This is a genomic window from Deltaproteobacteria bacterium (assembly GCA_019308905.1).
Classification (GTDB): domain Bacteria; phylum Desulfobacterota; class BSN033; order WVXP01; family WVXP01; genus JAFDHF01.
Map to the genome: position 1 here is coordinate 13569 of JAFDHF010000034.1, position 14485 is coordinate 28053.

The following is a 14485-nucleotide window of genomic DNA, read 5'->3' on the forward strand; positions in this document are numbered from 1 at the left end:
ATGAAGAGTTCGGGAGCGGGCCACGTTGCGGTTTTTCTCGATCACTGCGGGGGAGCCCTGTCCGATCTGCTCGACGAGGAGATGGTCCGATATGCCTCGGGCCTCCCCCAGGTGGTTTCCTGCAATGTGGAGGAAGATCTCTCTCGTCCTGGAGGCCTTGCCAGACTCGCCAGCCGGCTGAAGCAGGCCAAGGCTGATCGCGTGGTTATCGCCGGCCGGAGCCCGAGGTGGTATGAGAGATCCTTCCGCTCGCTGGCGGTGTCCGGGGGGCTGAATCCCTACATGTTTCTCGTTGTCAATCTCCAGGACCAGGTGGCGGGGTGGATCCCCGACGTGGCGAGAGCAAGGCAGAAGACGAGAGGCCTCCTGGCCAAGACGGTGAAAGAGGCTCTCCTGCTCCGTCCCATAAGGCGGGAAGAGATTGAGATCCCCAACAGGGCCGTCGTGGTGGGTGGGGGTGCGGTGGGGCTTTGTGCCGCGTCCGCGCTGGCAGATGCAGGTATTGAGGTAACCTTACTGACTGAGGCAGAAGAGATCGGAGAGGAGGGTGACGTCCTCCCCTACTTGTGGGACGAACCCTTTGAGATGGGCTCCTGGCTCGGGGAGCGTGTGGAAGAGGTCAAGGGGCACCCGAAGATCGACGTGAAGACATCGGTGGAGATAAGAGGATTTGAAGGACGCTTGGGGGACTACCATATAGAGATCGAGGACCCTTCGGGGAGGAGGGAGATCGTTGAGGGGTCGGCCGTCATCCTGGCAACAGGATGTGATTCCGTACCCAACAGGGAAGGGATTTTCGGCCACCGGCGTTTCATCTCTCTCAGGGCGATGGAGTCGATGCTTGAGAGAGGGGGTGAAACCCTGGCCGATGAGAAGGGGAGACCTGTCCGTACCGTGGTTTTTCTTCTCGATCTGGTCAATGAGGCCAGCAAGATCGACTCGGCCAGTGCCATGAAAAACGCGATCCTTCTCAAGAAGGATCACGATTGCGCGGTGTATGTGATCTGCCGGAACGTGAAGGTCTGTCTGGACGGAATGGAGAGTCAATACCGGAGTGCCCGCGACATGGGAGTCGTCTTCATCAAGTACGACGATCCCCCTAGGCTTTCGCTTGTCGATAGTCAGGTCAACGTGGAAGTCAAGGAGGTGTCCACCCGGATGAGGGGGGACCAGTATTCTCTCTCCATCCTAACCGATCTGGTTGTTTCGGGAGAGCGATTCGTCCCCTCGTGGCAGACCAAAAGGCTGGCCGGAATGTTCGGCATCCCCTCCACCCGAGAGGGTTATCTCATGGATGACAACCCCCAGTTTTGCCTGACAGGGGCGAACCGACGTGGTCTGTTTCTGGCAGGAGGCCGTGGCTTCCCGCTCCCCCTCGATGAAGCCCTGAAAGAGGCGGAGGCTGCGGCTGCACAGGTGGCCCGGCTGGTCTCTTCGGGCACCTACGCGTATGACCTGGCGGTTGCGGTGGTCAATCCGGCAAAGTGTGCCCTCTGCCTGACCTGTTTGAGGGTCTGCCCCCATCGTGCGGTGGTGGTCGAGAAGTATGCGGCCGGCAACGTCTATACCACGGAGAGAGGGGAAGAAGGGGGGAAGTCCGAGGCGGCCAGGGTTTTGGCGGTGCAGTGTTACGGGTGCGGGATCTGTGTCGCCTCTTGCCCGACCAGGGCCATTGCCCTGAACCATCTGACCGACCAGGAGCTCTCCCTCCAGGTGAGGGAATGGTCCTGAGGGGAGGAGGATTCTTCGTGGGGTCTTTTGTTCCGAGAATCGTCGCCTTCTGCTGTGACAGATCCGGTTATCGAGCGGCCGATATGGCTGGGGGACTCGGCATCTCCGTCCCGGAGACCATAGAGGTCGTCCGTGTTCCCTGTGCAGGAAGGGTCGACGCCCTTCACATTCTCCGGGCTCTTGAGAGCGGAGCGGATGGAGTGTTGATCGTCGCGTGTCACAGGGGAAACTGTCGGTCTCTCACCGGGGATCTGGCGGTAAGAGCCCGAACGGAGCACGTCCATGAGATCATGGAAAGGATCGGCCTCAAGAGGGAGAGACTCGAACTCTGCAACCTCTCCGTCCAGGACGGCCCGAAGTTTGCCGAGACGGTCCGAAGGAAGTTCGAATACCTGAAAGAACTGGGCCCCAACCCTACCAGGTGAAAGCCCCGGGGCCCGGCCCTGCCGCAGAGGAAGGAGTATGGATCGATGATCAAGGCGGAGCAGAAACCTGTTGACGAGATCCTCGGTTTCCTCGATGCCTACAAGAGGATCCTTCTCGTGGGGTGCAACGGCTGCGCTGCGGTCTGTCACGCAGGAGGAGAGAGGGAGGTGGCGATCCTTGCCGCCACCCTGAGGATGGCACGGAAGAAACTCGGGCAGAAGCTGGAGATCCTCGAGGAGACCTCCCCCCGGCAGTGTGAGCCGGAGTTCGTGGATGCCCTCGCCGGGAAGACGGAAGACGTGGAAGCGATTCTCTCGATCGCATGTGGGGTTGGGGTCCAGGCCTTGGCCGAACGGTTCTCAGAGATCCCTGTCTACCCCGGAGTGAACACCATGTTCATGGGGAAGACCGTAGAACCCGGCGTCTGGGTAGAGCGGTGCCAGGCCTGTGGAAACTGCGTGCTCCATCTCACGGGCGGGATCTGCCCGGTGACGCGGTGTGCAAAGCAGCTTCTCAACGGTCCGTGCGGCGGGTCTCGGGACGGGGTGTGCGAGATCGACGGGGAGACTCCCTGCGCCTGGCAGGCCATCTATGACCGGTTGAAAGCCACCGGTCAGCTCGACAGGCTCGAGCTGTTTGTCCCTGCCAAGCGCTGGGGCCGGGAGAGCCGGGACAGGGGACCGAGAACCATCGTAAGGGGGGATCTGAAGCAATGAGAGCCGGTAGCCATCTGGAAAGGGTGATGGAGAAGGGCTTGTTCGCTGTGACAGGACAGCTGATTCCTCCCAAGGGGAATGATGCGGGTGGAGTCAAGAAGAAGGCGGAGCTCCTGAGAGGATACGTCGATGCGGTGAATGTGACGGATAATCAGAGGGCAATGGTGCGGATGTCGAGCATGGCTGCGTCTTCACTGCTGATCGGCATGGGACTGGAACCGGTGATGCAGATGGTCACCAGAGATCGGAACCGGATCGCCCTCCAGAGTGATATTCTCGGCTCTACGGCTCTCGGTGTCAAGAATCTGCTGTTGTTGACAGGTGACCACCCCTGTCTTGGCAATCAGGTTGACTCGAAAAACGTCCATGATCTGGACTCCGTTCAGCTGATCGACTGTGCTCGAAGGATGCGAGAGGAGGGGAAGATTCTCGGCGGAGAAGGGTTTGCAGGGGAGGTTGGAATCCTGATTGGAGCGGTTGTGAATCCCTTCGGCGACCCATTTGAATTCCGGGTTGTCCGGCTGGCAAAGAAGATCGATGCGGGTGCGGATTTTGTCCAAACCCAGCCGGTCTTTGACATGAACCGGTTCAAGGAGTGGATGGGGATGGTGCGGGACCGGGGACTCCATGAAAGGGTCCATATAATGGCCGGCGTGGTTCCCCTGAAATCGGCGGCGATGGCCGAATTTCTGAGGAGCGGTGTTCCGGGTATCACGGTTCCTGACAATGTGATCGGGCGGATGGCAAAAGCCTCTGAACCCGCCGAGGAGGGCATCAGGATCTGTGTCGAACAGATCGAGGAGCTGAAGGAGATGGAAGGGATCCACGGTGTCCACATCATGACCGTGGACTGGGAAGAGAAGGCCGGTCAGATAGCGGAAATGGCAGGACTCCTTCCCAGGCCCGTGCTCTGGTGAGGAGATGGATTCAAAAGGATCGGGACCCACATGATGAGAATCAATCTGACAAGAGAGAGCCAGAACTTCAGCAAGGAGATTCTCTCACTCACGGGTGAGAACGTGAATCTCTGCAATCAATGTCGCAGATGTTCCCTGGGGTGTCCCGTGGCCTACGAGATGTTGCTCAAGCCTCATGAGATGGTACGGGCTCTCCAGCTGGGCCTGGAGCGGGAGGTTTTTGAGTCTGGAATGATTTGGAACTGCCTCTCCTGCGGTACGTGCAGCGCCCGGTGCCCCCAGAATATCGATATTCTCAAGATCATCGATGGCCTGAGGGAACTGGTTATGAGCGGCCGGGTGGAGTACTACAACCCCTATCCGGAGATCCCCAGCATGCATCGCGTGTTTCTCAAACAGGTGGAACGGCATGGGCGGATCTGTGAGATTAGACTGGCCTCGGTCATGAATCTGAAAACGGTCGATCCTTTCAAGGATGTCGATCTCCTCTGGCCTGGGTTGGCCAACAAGAGGATCAGGCTTGTGCCGGAGAGATCCGAGGGAGTGAAGCGGCTCCGGGATGTGGTTTCGCGAGTCCGGGAGATAGAAGGAGAGAGCTGATGGCTTATGCTTATTTTCCCGGCTGCATGCTCAAGGGCTCGGCTCAGGATTACGATATCTCCTTCCGTTGGGTATGCCGGTTCTTGGGGATAGAGCTCCAGGAGGTGAGGGACTGGGTATGTTGCGGGGGGGCGTCCGCTCGTGCTATTTCCCGCCTTCTGTCGGTGGTGATGCCTGCCATGAGTCTCGCCGGTGCCCGGCAGCAGGGCCTGGATCGGTTGGTTGCTCCGTGTCTTGTGGCTCTGTCTCGGATGAAGGCGGCCAATCTGGCCCTCCAGAGAGAGGACGATCTGGCTAGGAGGGTCGGTGAGGTCCTCGGCGAGAGTTATGAAGGGACGGTGGAGGTCCTTCATCCACTGGAGATTCTCCTCGAGGAAGTGGGGCTTGACAGTCTTGCCGGCAACGTAAGGAAGCGCCTTCCTGGTTTGAAAATCGTCTGCTATTACGGCTGCAATCTCGCCCGGCCGCCCCGGGATTCTGGCTTCGACGATCCCGAATACCCCATGAGCATGGACAGGATACTCGGTTCCGTGGGGCTGGAGACCCTTGACTGGGCTTACAAGACCGAGTGTTGTGGTGCGAGCATGACCTATACCCGGCCCGAGGTGGTCCGCCACCTGAGCCACGAGATCCTGAGAGCGGCCAAACAGGTGGGAGCCGAGATGATAGCCGTCTGCTGTCCCCTCTGCCAGGCCAATCTTGACATGCGCCAGAATCAGATCGCTGAGATCTACGGCGAGCGGTTCGATATCCCGGTTCTCTATTTCACCCAGATTCTCGGTATCGTTTTCGGAGCCTACTCCGGAGAGCTGGGGCTGGGCCGGTTGATGGTCTCGCCCCAAAGGGCCCTGGAGAACTACGGCATTCTGTAATGGCTGCCCGGAGAAATCAGGCAAGGTACCGAGGACTCGGTTTCTCCTCCGATATGGCCTTAAGGTGGTGGTCGAGCAGTCTGCTCTGGTCGTTGGCAATGGCTTCGAAGCAGACCCCAAGGGTAAACCTCTCATCGAGGACTCCCTTCTTGACATGTACTACCCTGGCGCGCACCTGGATGGGAATGCCCTTGACGGTGAAGTCGAGGCGGACGATCTCATCCCGAAACACGTGAAGCACAGTCTTGACTCTGGCCCCGTTCTGGCAGAGATCGATCAGCTCTCCTCTGAAAAATCGATTGAGAATCACCTTCCCCTGTACCTGGTAGCGGGGATATTTTCGGCGCTCGACCGTCTCTCCATGGGAATCGGGGTAGGCCATGGCGACCTCACCCGCCCTCTCCTTCTGTCTTGGATCCAGACCGCAGATGGGGCACTGGAAGTCAGTCCAGTCGACGATATAGCCACAGTTGAGACAGGTAAACTGGTTCCCCGATTTTCTAGCTCTCATTCCTCTCCCTCCGAGTGGTTGGATCTTCTATGGTCCAAAGCAACTTTCATACCAGGAGCGGGATCGAGCATGACGGAGAGAAACGGCGAAATATGCCGAATTTCTGCGAAAAAGACTTTGATGGAGAACCCCTGGTCGGTTCTATCGGAATTTCGCCCCTAGGTGTCGGCTGGGGGATTCCTTTGTCCTTCCCATGACATGACTGAAACTGGAATTTCAGATACGTAACAGGACTGACAATTTTTGGCAGTGGGGTCTCTCTAGCGGCGGATCTTGTTCTGGCGGTACTGGAAGTAGGCGTTTCTCATGGCCACATAGGGATCGAGGGCGGCTCTCTTGAATGCCTCGTATTCTCCGAGAACGAGGGAGCTGCTGTTGAGCCGGTCGTAGGCGCCCAGGGCGATGTTGACGAGAACGGGAAATCTGAGAAAATAGTTCCAGGGGTTGAGAAAGAAGTCGACAACGATACCGACCGTGTCCCGCAGGCTGGAGGGACCCCAGAGAGGCCAGTTTATGTAGAAGACCGGCCCTATCCCGTAGAAACCGAGAGTCTGGCCGAAATCCTCGTCTCTCCTTTCGATTCCGAACTCCCTCTTTGCGGTGTCGACGAATCCTGCCACGCCCAGAGTGGTGTTCACCAGGAAGCGGATGGTCTCGGTTCCAGCTCCTTTGAACTTGAACTGGAGCAGGCAGCTGGCTACACGCACGGGACTGACCAGATTGGAGAAGAAGTTCCGTATGCCCACCCGTGCAGAGTGAGGGACAACGATGGCATAGCCGGTGGCCACCGGTTTGACAACCAGGAAGTAGAGCCTGTCGTTAATGTAGAAGGATATCCGGTTGACCCGTTCCAGGGGATCTGCGATCGAGGCCGTACCTCCATTCCGATGGCTAGGTCCGGATCGCGTGTGGTCGTTGGTGGCCTGGAGGGCCGCATCGGTCCGCCAGATGGAAATGGAGCCCTGGGGCCCGGGGGGCGCAAACAACTGGCTGCCGTGACATGAGGCGGAGAGAGCTACGAGCCAGACGACGGGGGTCATCAGGGCCCAAGGGGGGATTCTGATCTTCAGGTTCATGTGATTCGTCCGTTCTCTGTGTCAGGTCGCCGTGCAACTCCTTGAGCAGGGTCACCCCTGGTCGATCTCGATCCACTGGGGCCCGAGGGGAAGGGCTAATCCTCGTCGAGCTTGGCCTTGAGTCTCCTTATCAGGTTCTTGTAAGAGGAACTGACGATGATGCTGTTGAACTGGGTTCGGTAGTTGTTGACCAGGCTGACTCCCTGGATGGATATGTCGTAGACGAGCCAGTTCTTTCCTTTCTTCCTCACCCTGTACTCCACGGGGATCTCTTCGCCTCTGTTGGTCACGGCTTTGGCCCTGACCACTCCGAAATCCCCGTCAAGGCTCTCACCTTCGTAGATGACTTTCTCTCCCGAATAGTTGTCGACTTTATCGAGATAGGTCCTTTCGAGGAGCTGGCGGAAGAGAGAGACGAACTCGCGCTTCTCCTCTTCTGTTCTCCCGGCCCAGTGCCTGGCAAGAGCCCGCCGGGCCATTTCTTCCCAGTCGAATCGCTCGTCTGCTATCTTGGAAAGCAGCTTCTTTCTCTCGTCTGCCTTTGAAGGGCCTTGCAGGGAAGGTTCGGTGAGTACGGCAATGGCCTTGTCCGTGGTCTCTCTGATCTGATCTGTAGCCTCTCCCCCCAGGGCCGGGCCCACCATTGAAATGGCCAGGAGGGAGGAGACGATCCACCGGGACAGGAAGATCGGTCTCATGCAGTCCTCCTATATCTTTCCGAAAACGAAGTTGGATATGAGTTCCTCAAGATCGACCGAGGGCTGAGTCTCCCTGATTCTTCCGCCTGGGGGTATGATTTTCGCCGATCCACCGGGGGTGATTTCGACATACTTCTCACCGATCAGTCCCTTTGTTTTTATGGAGGCGATAGCGTCTTCCTGGATCTCGACTCCCTCGGAAATATTCAGAATGACCCGGGCCTGGTAATTCTCCAGAGCGATACTCTTGACCCGTCCCACCTCCACGCCCGCGATCACGACGGGAGAACCGGCTTTCAGCCCTCCGCTGTTGGAGAATACAGCATAGAGGTTGTACCCCTTGCTTCCCATGATTTCCATTCTCGCGAGTTTGACCGAGAGGTAACCCAGACAGATAATCCCGAAGATCACAAACAACCCGACTGACAGTTCAAGATCGAATCTCTTCATCCTTGGCCTCTGGCTTCCCCTCATCCAGTGGAATTACCGGACCTACCCGATCGGTTCCTTCACACTTCCATGGATGAACTCTTTGACGATTGGGTTCTCTGATGAAACTATCTCTTCAGGTGTTCCCACGGCCAGTATGGTTCCCTCGTGCAGCAAGGCCACCTTTTGCACTATGTCGAATATCCTCGGTATCTGGTGGGTTACGATTATCCCGGTGAACCCAAGGTTCCTGTGACACTTCCGGATAAGGGTTAGAATCGCGCAAGCGATGATCGGATCCAGGCCGGTTGTGGGCTCGTCAAAGAGCATGATCTCAGGGTCTTTTACGAGGGCCCTTGCCAGGGCTGCCCGTTTGACCATTCCTCCGCTGAGCTCTGCAGGATACTTGTGCTCTGATCCGGCAAGGCCGACTTCCTCGATCTTTGAGAGTACGGTCCTGCGGATCTCCTCGCTGCTCGAGGCACCCCTCTCTCTGAGGGGGAACGCGACATTCTCAAAGACCGTCAGGGAATCGAAGAGAGCCCCCCCCTGGAAAAGGAATCCGAATCGGCTCCGCAGCCGCTCCAGTTCCTTTCCTGTCGTGCGGGCCATGTCCAGCCCGGCAACGAGGACGCGCCCCCTGTCGGGTTTCATCAGCCCGGCGATGTGCTTTAGGAGTACGCTCTTTCCGTAGCCGCTCATCCCGATGAGGGCGAGAACCTCTCCCCTTTCGACCTGGAGAGAGACGCCCCTCAGCACTTCCGGCCCGTTGAAAGACTTGTGGAGATCCTCGACTCTGATCATCTCGCCTATCGGAAAAGGACCGAAGTCATGAAGTAATCCCAGACAAGGATAAGCACCGATGAGAGGACCACCGCCTGAGTGGTCGCCCGGCTCACGCCCTTGGCTCCGAATCCGGTATAGTACCCCTTATAGCAGCAGACCCAGGCCATCAGCCCACCGAAGCTGAGAGACTTGTAAATTCCTTCCAGGACATCTCTCATGTCGACATAGGTGGTTATCTCTCCAAAGTAGGTCCCGCTGCTCACTCCCAGAAGTTTCACCCCCACCAGATAGCCCCCGAAGATGCCGACCGCGTCGCAGATCGCCGTCAAGAGGGGAAGAGCGACGACTGCCGCCAGGAAGTTGGGCACCACGAGATACCGGAAAGGATTCAGCCCCATCAGCTCGATGGCGTCGATCTGTTCACTGATCCTCATGATCCCGATCTCGGCGGTCACGGCGGATCCTGCCCTTCCTGTGACCATCAGGCCCGACAGGACCGGTCCCAGCTCCTTGATCAGAGACAGAGCTACCATGGGCCCCAAAAGAGCGACAGATCCGAACCTTCTCAGGGTGTAGAACCCCTGGAGTCCCAGAACCATACCCGAAAAAGCGCCGGTGAGCAGGATCACCAGTATGGACTGAAACCCGATAAAGCGGATCTGGGTGAGAGCCCGGGAAAACTTAAGGGGAGGGGTCAGGGTGTAGAAAATCACCCTGGAGAGAAAGATTCCAAACCGTCCTGTTCTCCGGAGGGCGAAGAGGGATACAGCCCCCACCCTCCTAAGGGAGGAGCGGAAGAAAACCAGAATAGGACTCTCCATGGTATGAATCTTCTTGGTTCCCAAGAGTGTGTCTTGAGGTTCACCGTGTGATGCTGCAAATAATCACTATATCACAAAAAGAAGCCCTCTTCACAGGCACCCCGGTTGCCCGATGTCCCTGGGAAAGGAGGCCCGGTACTCGTCACGTGCGAAGCAAAAGGGATGCCATTTCTCGCGGTCTGCCCCGCTCAGGCTCGACGGAGAGCCGATGCCTTCCGCGATGTCGCTCCGAAGACGGCCTTCTTCAAGACGTGGGAACGCCTTCAGGTATTTTCCCCTTGACTAAACAGAGGATATCAATAATATTGACTGTACAAAACCGCGGCTTAAGAAACAGAGAAGGAGAGGCTGAGGGGGGATTCGGGCTTCTACTTGGAGGTTGACAAATGCGCCTGAAGAGCAAACTCGACAGAGGGCAATTCGCAATCCTGGCTGAAATGGAGCCACCCAAAGGGGTAGATGTCTCGGCGATGGTGAGCAATGCCGCTCGGGTGAAGGAAAATGTGGACGCCTTTGTGATTCCCGATATGAACGATGCCGTTGTCCGCATGAGCGCACTCGGGGGCGCCGCGATTCTCCAGGGAAAGGGGATGGAGACGGTGATGCAGGTGGGCTGCCGGGATCGAAACCGATTGGCCCTCCAGGCCGATCTGCTGGCGGCACATGCCTGCGGTGTCGGTGCCGTGATGGCGGTAAAGGGGGAGGATCCGAGCTTTGGAGACCACTATGAGGCCAGAGCGGTCTACGATCTCGAACTTCTCCAACTCCTGGACGTGGTCCAGAAGCTCCAGCAAGGACAGGACATGGCAGGAGGCGATCTTGCCGGATCGCCTGAATTCCTGGTCGGCTCGACCGTGAACGGGGGGGCCAGGGGAGATGCCTTGGAACTGGAACTCGAGGAACTGGGCAAGAAGATCGAAAAGGGGGCGCGCTTCTTCGTCACCCCACCTGTCTTCGATATCCCGTCCATGGATCCTTTCCTGAAGCGTGTCGACCGCAAGAGCACCCACATAATCCCGACTGTGCTCCTCCTCAAATCGGTTGGAATGGCCCGTTACATCCAGCGGCACCGGCAAGACATCCGCATGCCGGAGGCTCTGATCGAGCGGATACAGAAGGCCCCGGACCGGGCCGGTGAGTGTACCAGGATTGCGGCCGAGATGGTATCCGGACTGAAGGACAAGGGATTTAGCGGGGTCCTTCTGTCCGCCATGGGCTGGGAGGACAGGCTCCCCGAGATCCTGGAGAGAGCGGGCGAGTGGGGAGAGGGTCAAGATGGGTGAGGCAAGGAAGGGGGCGTCCTCTGTCCTTCAATTTCGGGATATACAGCAAAGGAGGAGTCGTATATGAGCGAAAAGAAGAGGATTCTTGTGGTGGACGATGAACCTGATTTCTGTTCCATCGTCCAGGCCAATCTCGAGAAGGAGGGGTTCGAGGTGGAGGTCGCCTATGATGGGGTGGAAGGCCTGGAGAAGGTTAAGGCGAATCCTCCGGATGCTATCGTCCTCGATGTCATGATGCCCGAGAAGGACGGCTACCAGGTCTGCGCGGAGCTCAAGGCAGACGAGCGCTATGCCGATATCCCCATCCTAATGTTGACCGCCGTAGCGTCCCGGGTATCGTCCACACGGTATTCCCATCGTGAGGGGATGAGTATGGAGGCGGAGGACTATCTTCCCAAGCCGGCCTCCGCTCAGCAGATCCTGGAAAGCGTCAAGCGGCTTCTCAACCTCTGAAGTCGTGGACCAATCCAATCTTCAGGAGCAGCCGAAGTGGAGTTCCGCCGCGGGTCTTTGATCGATGCTATGGAGGAGTTCGTGGCCGGACTTAGGCGTCGCCGAGGGCAGAGAGGCTGGATTGGTCGGGTCCTCTTTGCCGCCTCCCCATGCCTCAGGGATTAGCACTCGATCGCCCCGAACGATCTTGGCAGGAGTGGGGCAGGCTGCGGATCGGTATGAGAGTCGGTTTGGCTCCTTTGGTCTGGAGTAGTTTGCGGAGCGAGGGATTCTCAGATGAGATCGTCTACAGGAGACTCGAAATGGAGAACATAAAGGGACGGGCCAGGGTCCTTGTGGTGGGTAGTGAGTCTGATTTTCTGCAAATGGTGGGCAAGGCTCTTGAGGGCCGATTCGAAGTGCTCTTTGCATCGGACGAAAAGGAAGGGCTGTCCAAGGCGAGAACCGAACGGCCGGACGCGATCGTCTTGGGGTATCTCGAACCACGGGGCACCTCTTTTCGGCTCCACAAGAGACTCCGGGGGGGTTGGATAACCAAACATATCCCTCTGCTCGTGGTAGACGTCCGCCTCCCGGGGCAACCCCACAGGGGATGGACGAGTCAGGAAGCCATGCAGATGGATGCGGAGGATTACCTTTCCATCGCACCGGATGATGCCGCCTCGATTTCGCGGATGATGGAGTCCGTTCAACTCCCGGAGAAGATCAGCACCCGGTTGAGCGAGAGGACCAACTCTCTCAAGGAGGCGATCCTCGACCCCGAGACCTTCTGTGTAACTTGGGAGCAGATCCCCGGTCGGGGGGCTTTTGAAATCCAACAGGAGCAGGTGATCGACAACGTGGCCAAGGCCGCCGAGAGCGGCAGGATTCACGCCGTCAGCGTAACGGACAACCCGGGAGGGAATCCCGCTCTCTCCACAGAGATGTTGTGTGCGGAGATCAAGAAGCTCGGTGTCGAACCCCTGGTTCACCTCGCCTGCAGGGACAAGAACAGGAGTGAGATAGAGAGCATGCTTTACGGGGTCGCCGCAGAGGGTGTGAGAAATATTCTCGTCCTTTCGGGTGACTACCCGTCGGCCGAGGGGTTTGAGGGGAGACCCAAACCCGTGTTCGATGTGGATCCGATCAATGCTCTCCGGTTGATCGAGACGATGAACCGAGGGTTGGAACACCAGGTCATGGGCAAGAAGGTCACCCTGGCTCCCACCGATCTGTTTGCCGGGGTCTGCGTCTCTCCTTTCAAGAAACTCGAGTCGGAGCTCATGGCTCAGTACTTCAAACTCAAGAAGAAGATCGAGGCAGGGGCCAAGTTCGTGATCACCCAGGTCGGCTATGACGCCAGAAAATTCCATGAGGTACTCCAGTGGTTGAGGGTCAACAACTACGACATACCTGTGTTCGCAAACGTATACGTCCTGCCCTATGGAGCGGCCAGGCTGATGAATGCCAACGGGATTCCCGGCTGCGTGGTGACCGATAAGCTGGTGGCAGAACTGGCAGAAGAGAGAAAGGCCGAGGACAAGGGGAAGTCCGGCCGGCTGCTCAGAGCCGCAAAGATGTATGCCATGGCCAAAGGCATGGGTTATGCGGGTGCCCACATCGGAGGACATGGCATTACCTACGAGATGGTGGAATACATCATCGAGAAGGGGGAGGAGCTGTCCAAGGATTGGGAGAGCCTGGTGGCGGAGTTCGATTATCCCCAGCAGGACGGCTTCTACCTCTTTGAAAAGAACCCTGAGACAGGATTGAACACCGATGTCTTGGCCCAAAGGCCCCTGAGGCCCTCAAAGCCGCTCATCTATCGATTCGCCAGGATGGCGCACGGGCTGCTCTTCAACGAGAAGAGCTGGAGATTCAAGTTGCTCCGCCCGATGGCCAGAAGGGTCGACTCCTGGCCATGGGCCAAGGGGACGGTCGATTACCTTGAGCACCTGGCCAAAGCAGCCCTTTTCCGTTGCATGAATTGCGGCGACTGTGCCCTTTTCGATGTGGCTTTTGTCTGTCCCATGTCCCAATGCCCGAAGAACCAGAGGAACGGGGCCTGCGGAGGGAGCTACGAGGGATGGTGTGAGGTATATCCCAACCAGAAGAAGTGTGTCTGGGTCCAGGCATATGAGAGGCTTAAGGCCTACGGCGAGGAGACGGCCCTGGCGGATTACATCGTACCCCCCTGCAACTGGGAGCTGTGGCAGACCTCCTCGTGGCTCAATTTCTATCTGGGCCGGGACCATACAGCCAGGAGGCTCGGCATCAAACCGCCCTCCGAAGAGACGCCCGCCGGGGAACGTGGTGAGGTAGTCCGGAAACCGGGGGAGAAGAAAGCCCGGTCCGGAAGCTAGAGTTCATATGAAGGTCTTTTGCATCCTGGGCGATGAGCGGGCTTTTCGATCCAAATCGCCCGTCATCTTTTCGGCCGTGTTGAAACGAGTCGGAATCAAAGGGGTGTACGTGCCATTCAAGGTCGACCCGGATCAGTTAGGCCAGGCCGTGAGGAGCCTGAGAGCCCTCAATATCTCGGGTGCAAATGTCACCGTTCCATACAAGGAGAAGGTCATTCCCCATCTCGATGCGCTTTCGGAAGGAGCGACACTCATCGGAGCGGTCAACACGGTTGTCCGTAACGGCGGAATACTCAAGGGTTACAATACCAATGCCATCGGTTTCATGGATGCCCTCGATCACGCCGGTTTTGATGTGGCCGGCAAGTCTGCCCTGGTTTTTGGGGCCGGGGGTGCAGCCAAGGCGGTGGTTTTCATACTCAACTGGCTTCGGGCTGAATCGATTCTCATAGCGGCCAGGAGAGAGGAGAAAGCCGCAGAGATCGTCAACCGCATCGGGGGCGAGTCAAAGCCGATGGCCGCCCTGCTCGATGGACCCGTAGCCGCCCACATAGTGGTCAACGCCACCCCCGTATCCAGTCCGGACGAGTCGGCCGAATTGGCTGCCCTTGTCGCGGGACTGGACATTCCTGGATGCGAGCTGGTCCTCGATCTCAACTACGGCCGCCCCCGAAATCTCTGGCAGGAGCTGGCCCTTTCCAGGAACATACCCTTCATGGACGGCCGGCACGCCCTCGCCTTTCAGGCAAAGCGGAGCTTCGCCCTCTGGACAGGAATCCAGGTTGAGCCGGAGGAGTTTCTCAGAGCCATGGGCGAGGCATGAG

At 57.9% G+C, this 14485-nt stretch carries 16 protein-coding genes; 10 read left to right on the top strand and 6 right to left on the bottom strand.

The window, feature by feature from the left end; translation table 11 throughout:
• From JRJ26_11920 to JRJ26_11945, 6 genes are read left to right on the top strand one after another with little or no spacing between them, the layout of a single operon-like run.
• Positions 1–1731: an FAD-dependent oxidoreductase gene (locus JRJ26_11920; protein MBW2058191.1), complete on the top strand. Its 1731-nt coding sequence runs from the start codon at positions 1–3 to the stop codon at positions 1729–1731.
• Between the two features lie 17 nt (positions 1732–1748).
• Positions 1749–2156, top strand: coding sequence for a hydrogenase iron-sulfur subunit (locus JRJ26_11925; protein ID MBW2058192.1), 408 nt, complete (start codon positions 1749–1751; stop codon positions 2154–2156).
• Positions 2157–2201: 45 nt separating this feature from the next.
• A complete protein-coding gene (locus JRJ26_11930) occupies positions 2202–2873 on the top strand; it encodes a methylenetetrahydrofolate reductase C-terminal domain-containing protein (GenBank protein MBW2058193.1) in 672 nt (223 codons plus the stop codon).
• Positions 2870–3790, top strand: coding sequence for a methylenetetrahydrofolate reductase (locus tag JRJ26_11935; GenBank protein MBW2058194.1), 921 nt, complete (start codon positions 2870–2872; stop codon positions 3788–3790). Before JRJ26_11930 ends, JRJ26_11935 begins: the two co-directional genes overlap by 4 nt.
• A 30-nt stretch (positions 3791–3820) precedes the next feature.
• Positions 3821–4390 carry a 4Fe-4S dicluster domain-containing protein gene (locus JRJ26_11940; GenBank protein MBW2058195.1) on the top strand — a complete coding sequence of 190 codons (570 nt, stop codon included), beginning with the start codon at positions 3821–3823 and terminating at the stop codon, positions 4388–4390.
• A complete protein-coding gene (locus tag JRJ26_11945; protein MBW2058196.1) occupies positions 4390–5262 on the top strand; it encodes a CoB--CoM heterodisulfide reductase iron-sulfur subunit B family protein in 873 nt (290 codons plus the stop codon). The genes JRJ26_11940 and JRJ26_11945 overlap by 1 nt, the downstream gene beginning before the upstream one ends.
• Positions 5263–5278: 16 nt before the next feature.
• Here the strand turns inward: JRJ26_11945 and JRJ26_11950 are convergent, their stop codons facing one another.
• The 6 genes from JRJ26_11950 to JRJ26_11975 form a co-directional block, all read right to left on the bottom strand.
• Positions 5279–5773, bottom strand: coding sequence for a PilZ domain-containing protein (locus tag JRJ26_11950; protein MBW2058197.1), 495 nt, complete (start codon positions 5771–5773; stop codon positions 5279–5281).
• A gap of 260 nt (positions 5774–6033) precedes the next feature.
• On the bottom strand, positions 6034–6849 hold the full coding sequence (locus tag JRJ26_11955; protein MBW2058198.1) for a VacJ family lipoprotein: 816 nt from the start codon (positions 6847–6849) through the stop codon (positions 6034–6036).
• 95 nt (positions 6850–6944) lie between these two features.
• Entirely contained in the window at positions 6945–7547 is a 603-nt protein-coding gene (locus JRJ26_11960; GenBank protein ID MBW2058199.1) for an ABC transporter substrate-binding protein, read from the bottom strand.
• 9 nt (positions 7548–7556) lie between these two features.
• Positions 7557–7997 (bottom strand): outer membrane lipid asymmetry maintenance protein MlaD, encoded by a 441-nt coding sequence (gene mlaD / locus JRJ26_11965; GenBank protein ID MBW2058200.1) that lies wholly within the window; start codon positions 7995–7997, stop codon positions 7557–7559.
• 42 nt (positions 7998–8039) lie between these two features.
• Positions 8040–8780 carry an ABC transporter ATP-binding protein gene (locus tag JRJ26_11970; GenBank protein ID MBW2058201.1) on the bottom strand — a complete coding sequence of 247 codons (741 nt, stop codon included), beginning with the start codon at positions 8778–8780 and terminating at the stop codon, positions 8040–8042.
• Between the two features lie 5 nt (positions 8781–8785).
• Positions 8786–9583, bottom strand: a complete 798-nt coding sequence (locus tag JRJ26_11975; GenBank protein ID MBW2058202.1) for an ABC transporter permease — start codon at positions 9581–9583, stop codon at positions 8786–8788.
• A gap of 386 nt (positions 9584–9969) precedes the next feature.
• Here JRJ26_11975 and JRJ26_11980 point away from each other — a divergent pair, with 386 nt between their 5' ends.
• The 4 genes from JRJ26_11980 (at position 9970) to JRJ26_11995 (ending at position 14484) form a co-directional block, all read left to right on the top strand.
• Positions 9970–10866, top strand: coding sequence for a methylenetetrahydrofolate reductase (locus JRJ26_11980; protein ID MBW2058203.1), 897 nt, complete (start codon positions 9970–9972; stop codon positions 10864–10866).
• A 63-nt stretch (positions 10867–10929) separates the two neighbouring features.
• Positions 10930–11319 carry a response regulator gene (locus JRJ26_11985; protein ID MBW2058204.1) on the top strand — a complete coding sequence of 130 codons (390 nt, stop codon included), beginning with the start codon at positions 10930–10932 and terminating at the stop codon, positions 11317–11319.
• 677 nt (positions 11320–11996) lie between these two features.
• A complete protein-coding gene (locus JRJ26_11990) occupies positions 11997–13661 on the top strand; it encodes a methylenetetrahydrofolate reductase C-terminal domain-containing protein (GenBank protein MBW2058205.1) in 1665 nt (554 codons plus the stop codon).
• A gap of 7 nt (positions 13662–13668) precedes the next feature.
• Positions 13669–14484 carry a shikimate dehydrogenase gene (locus tag JRJ26_11995; protein ID MBW2058206.1) on the top strand — a complete coding sequence of 272 codons (816 nt, stop codon included), beginning with the start codon at positions 13669–13671 and terminating at the stop codon, positions 14482–14484.
• Position 14485 lies beyond the last annotated feature (1 nt).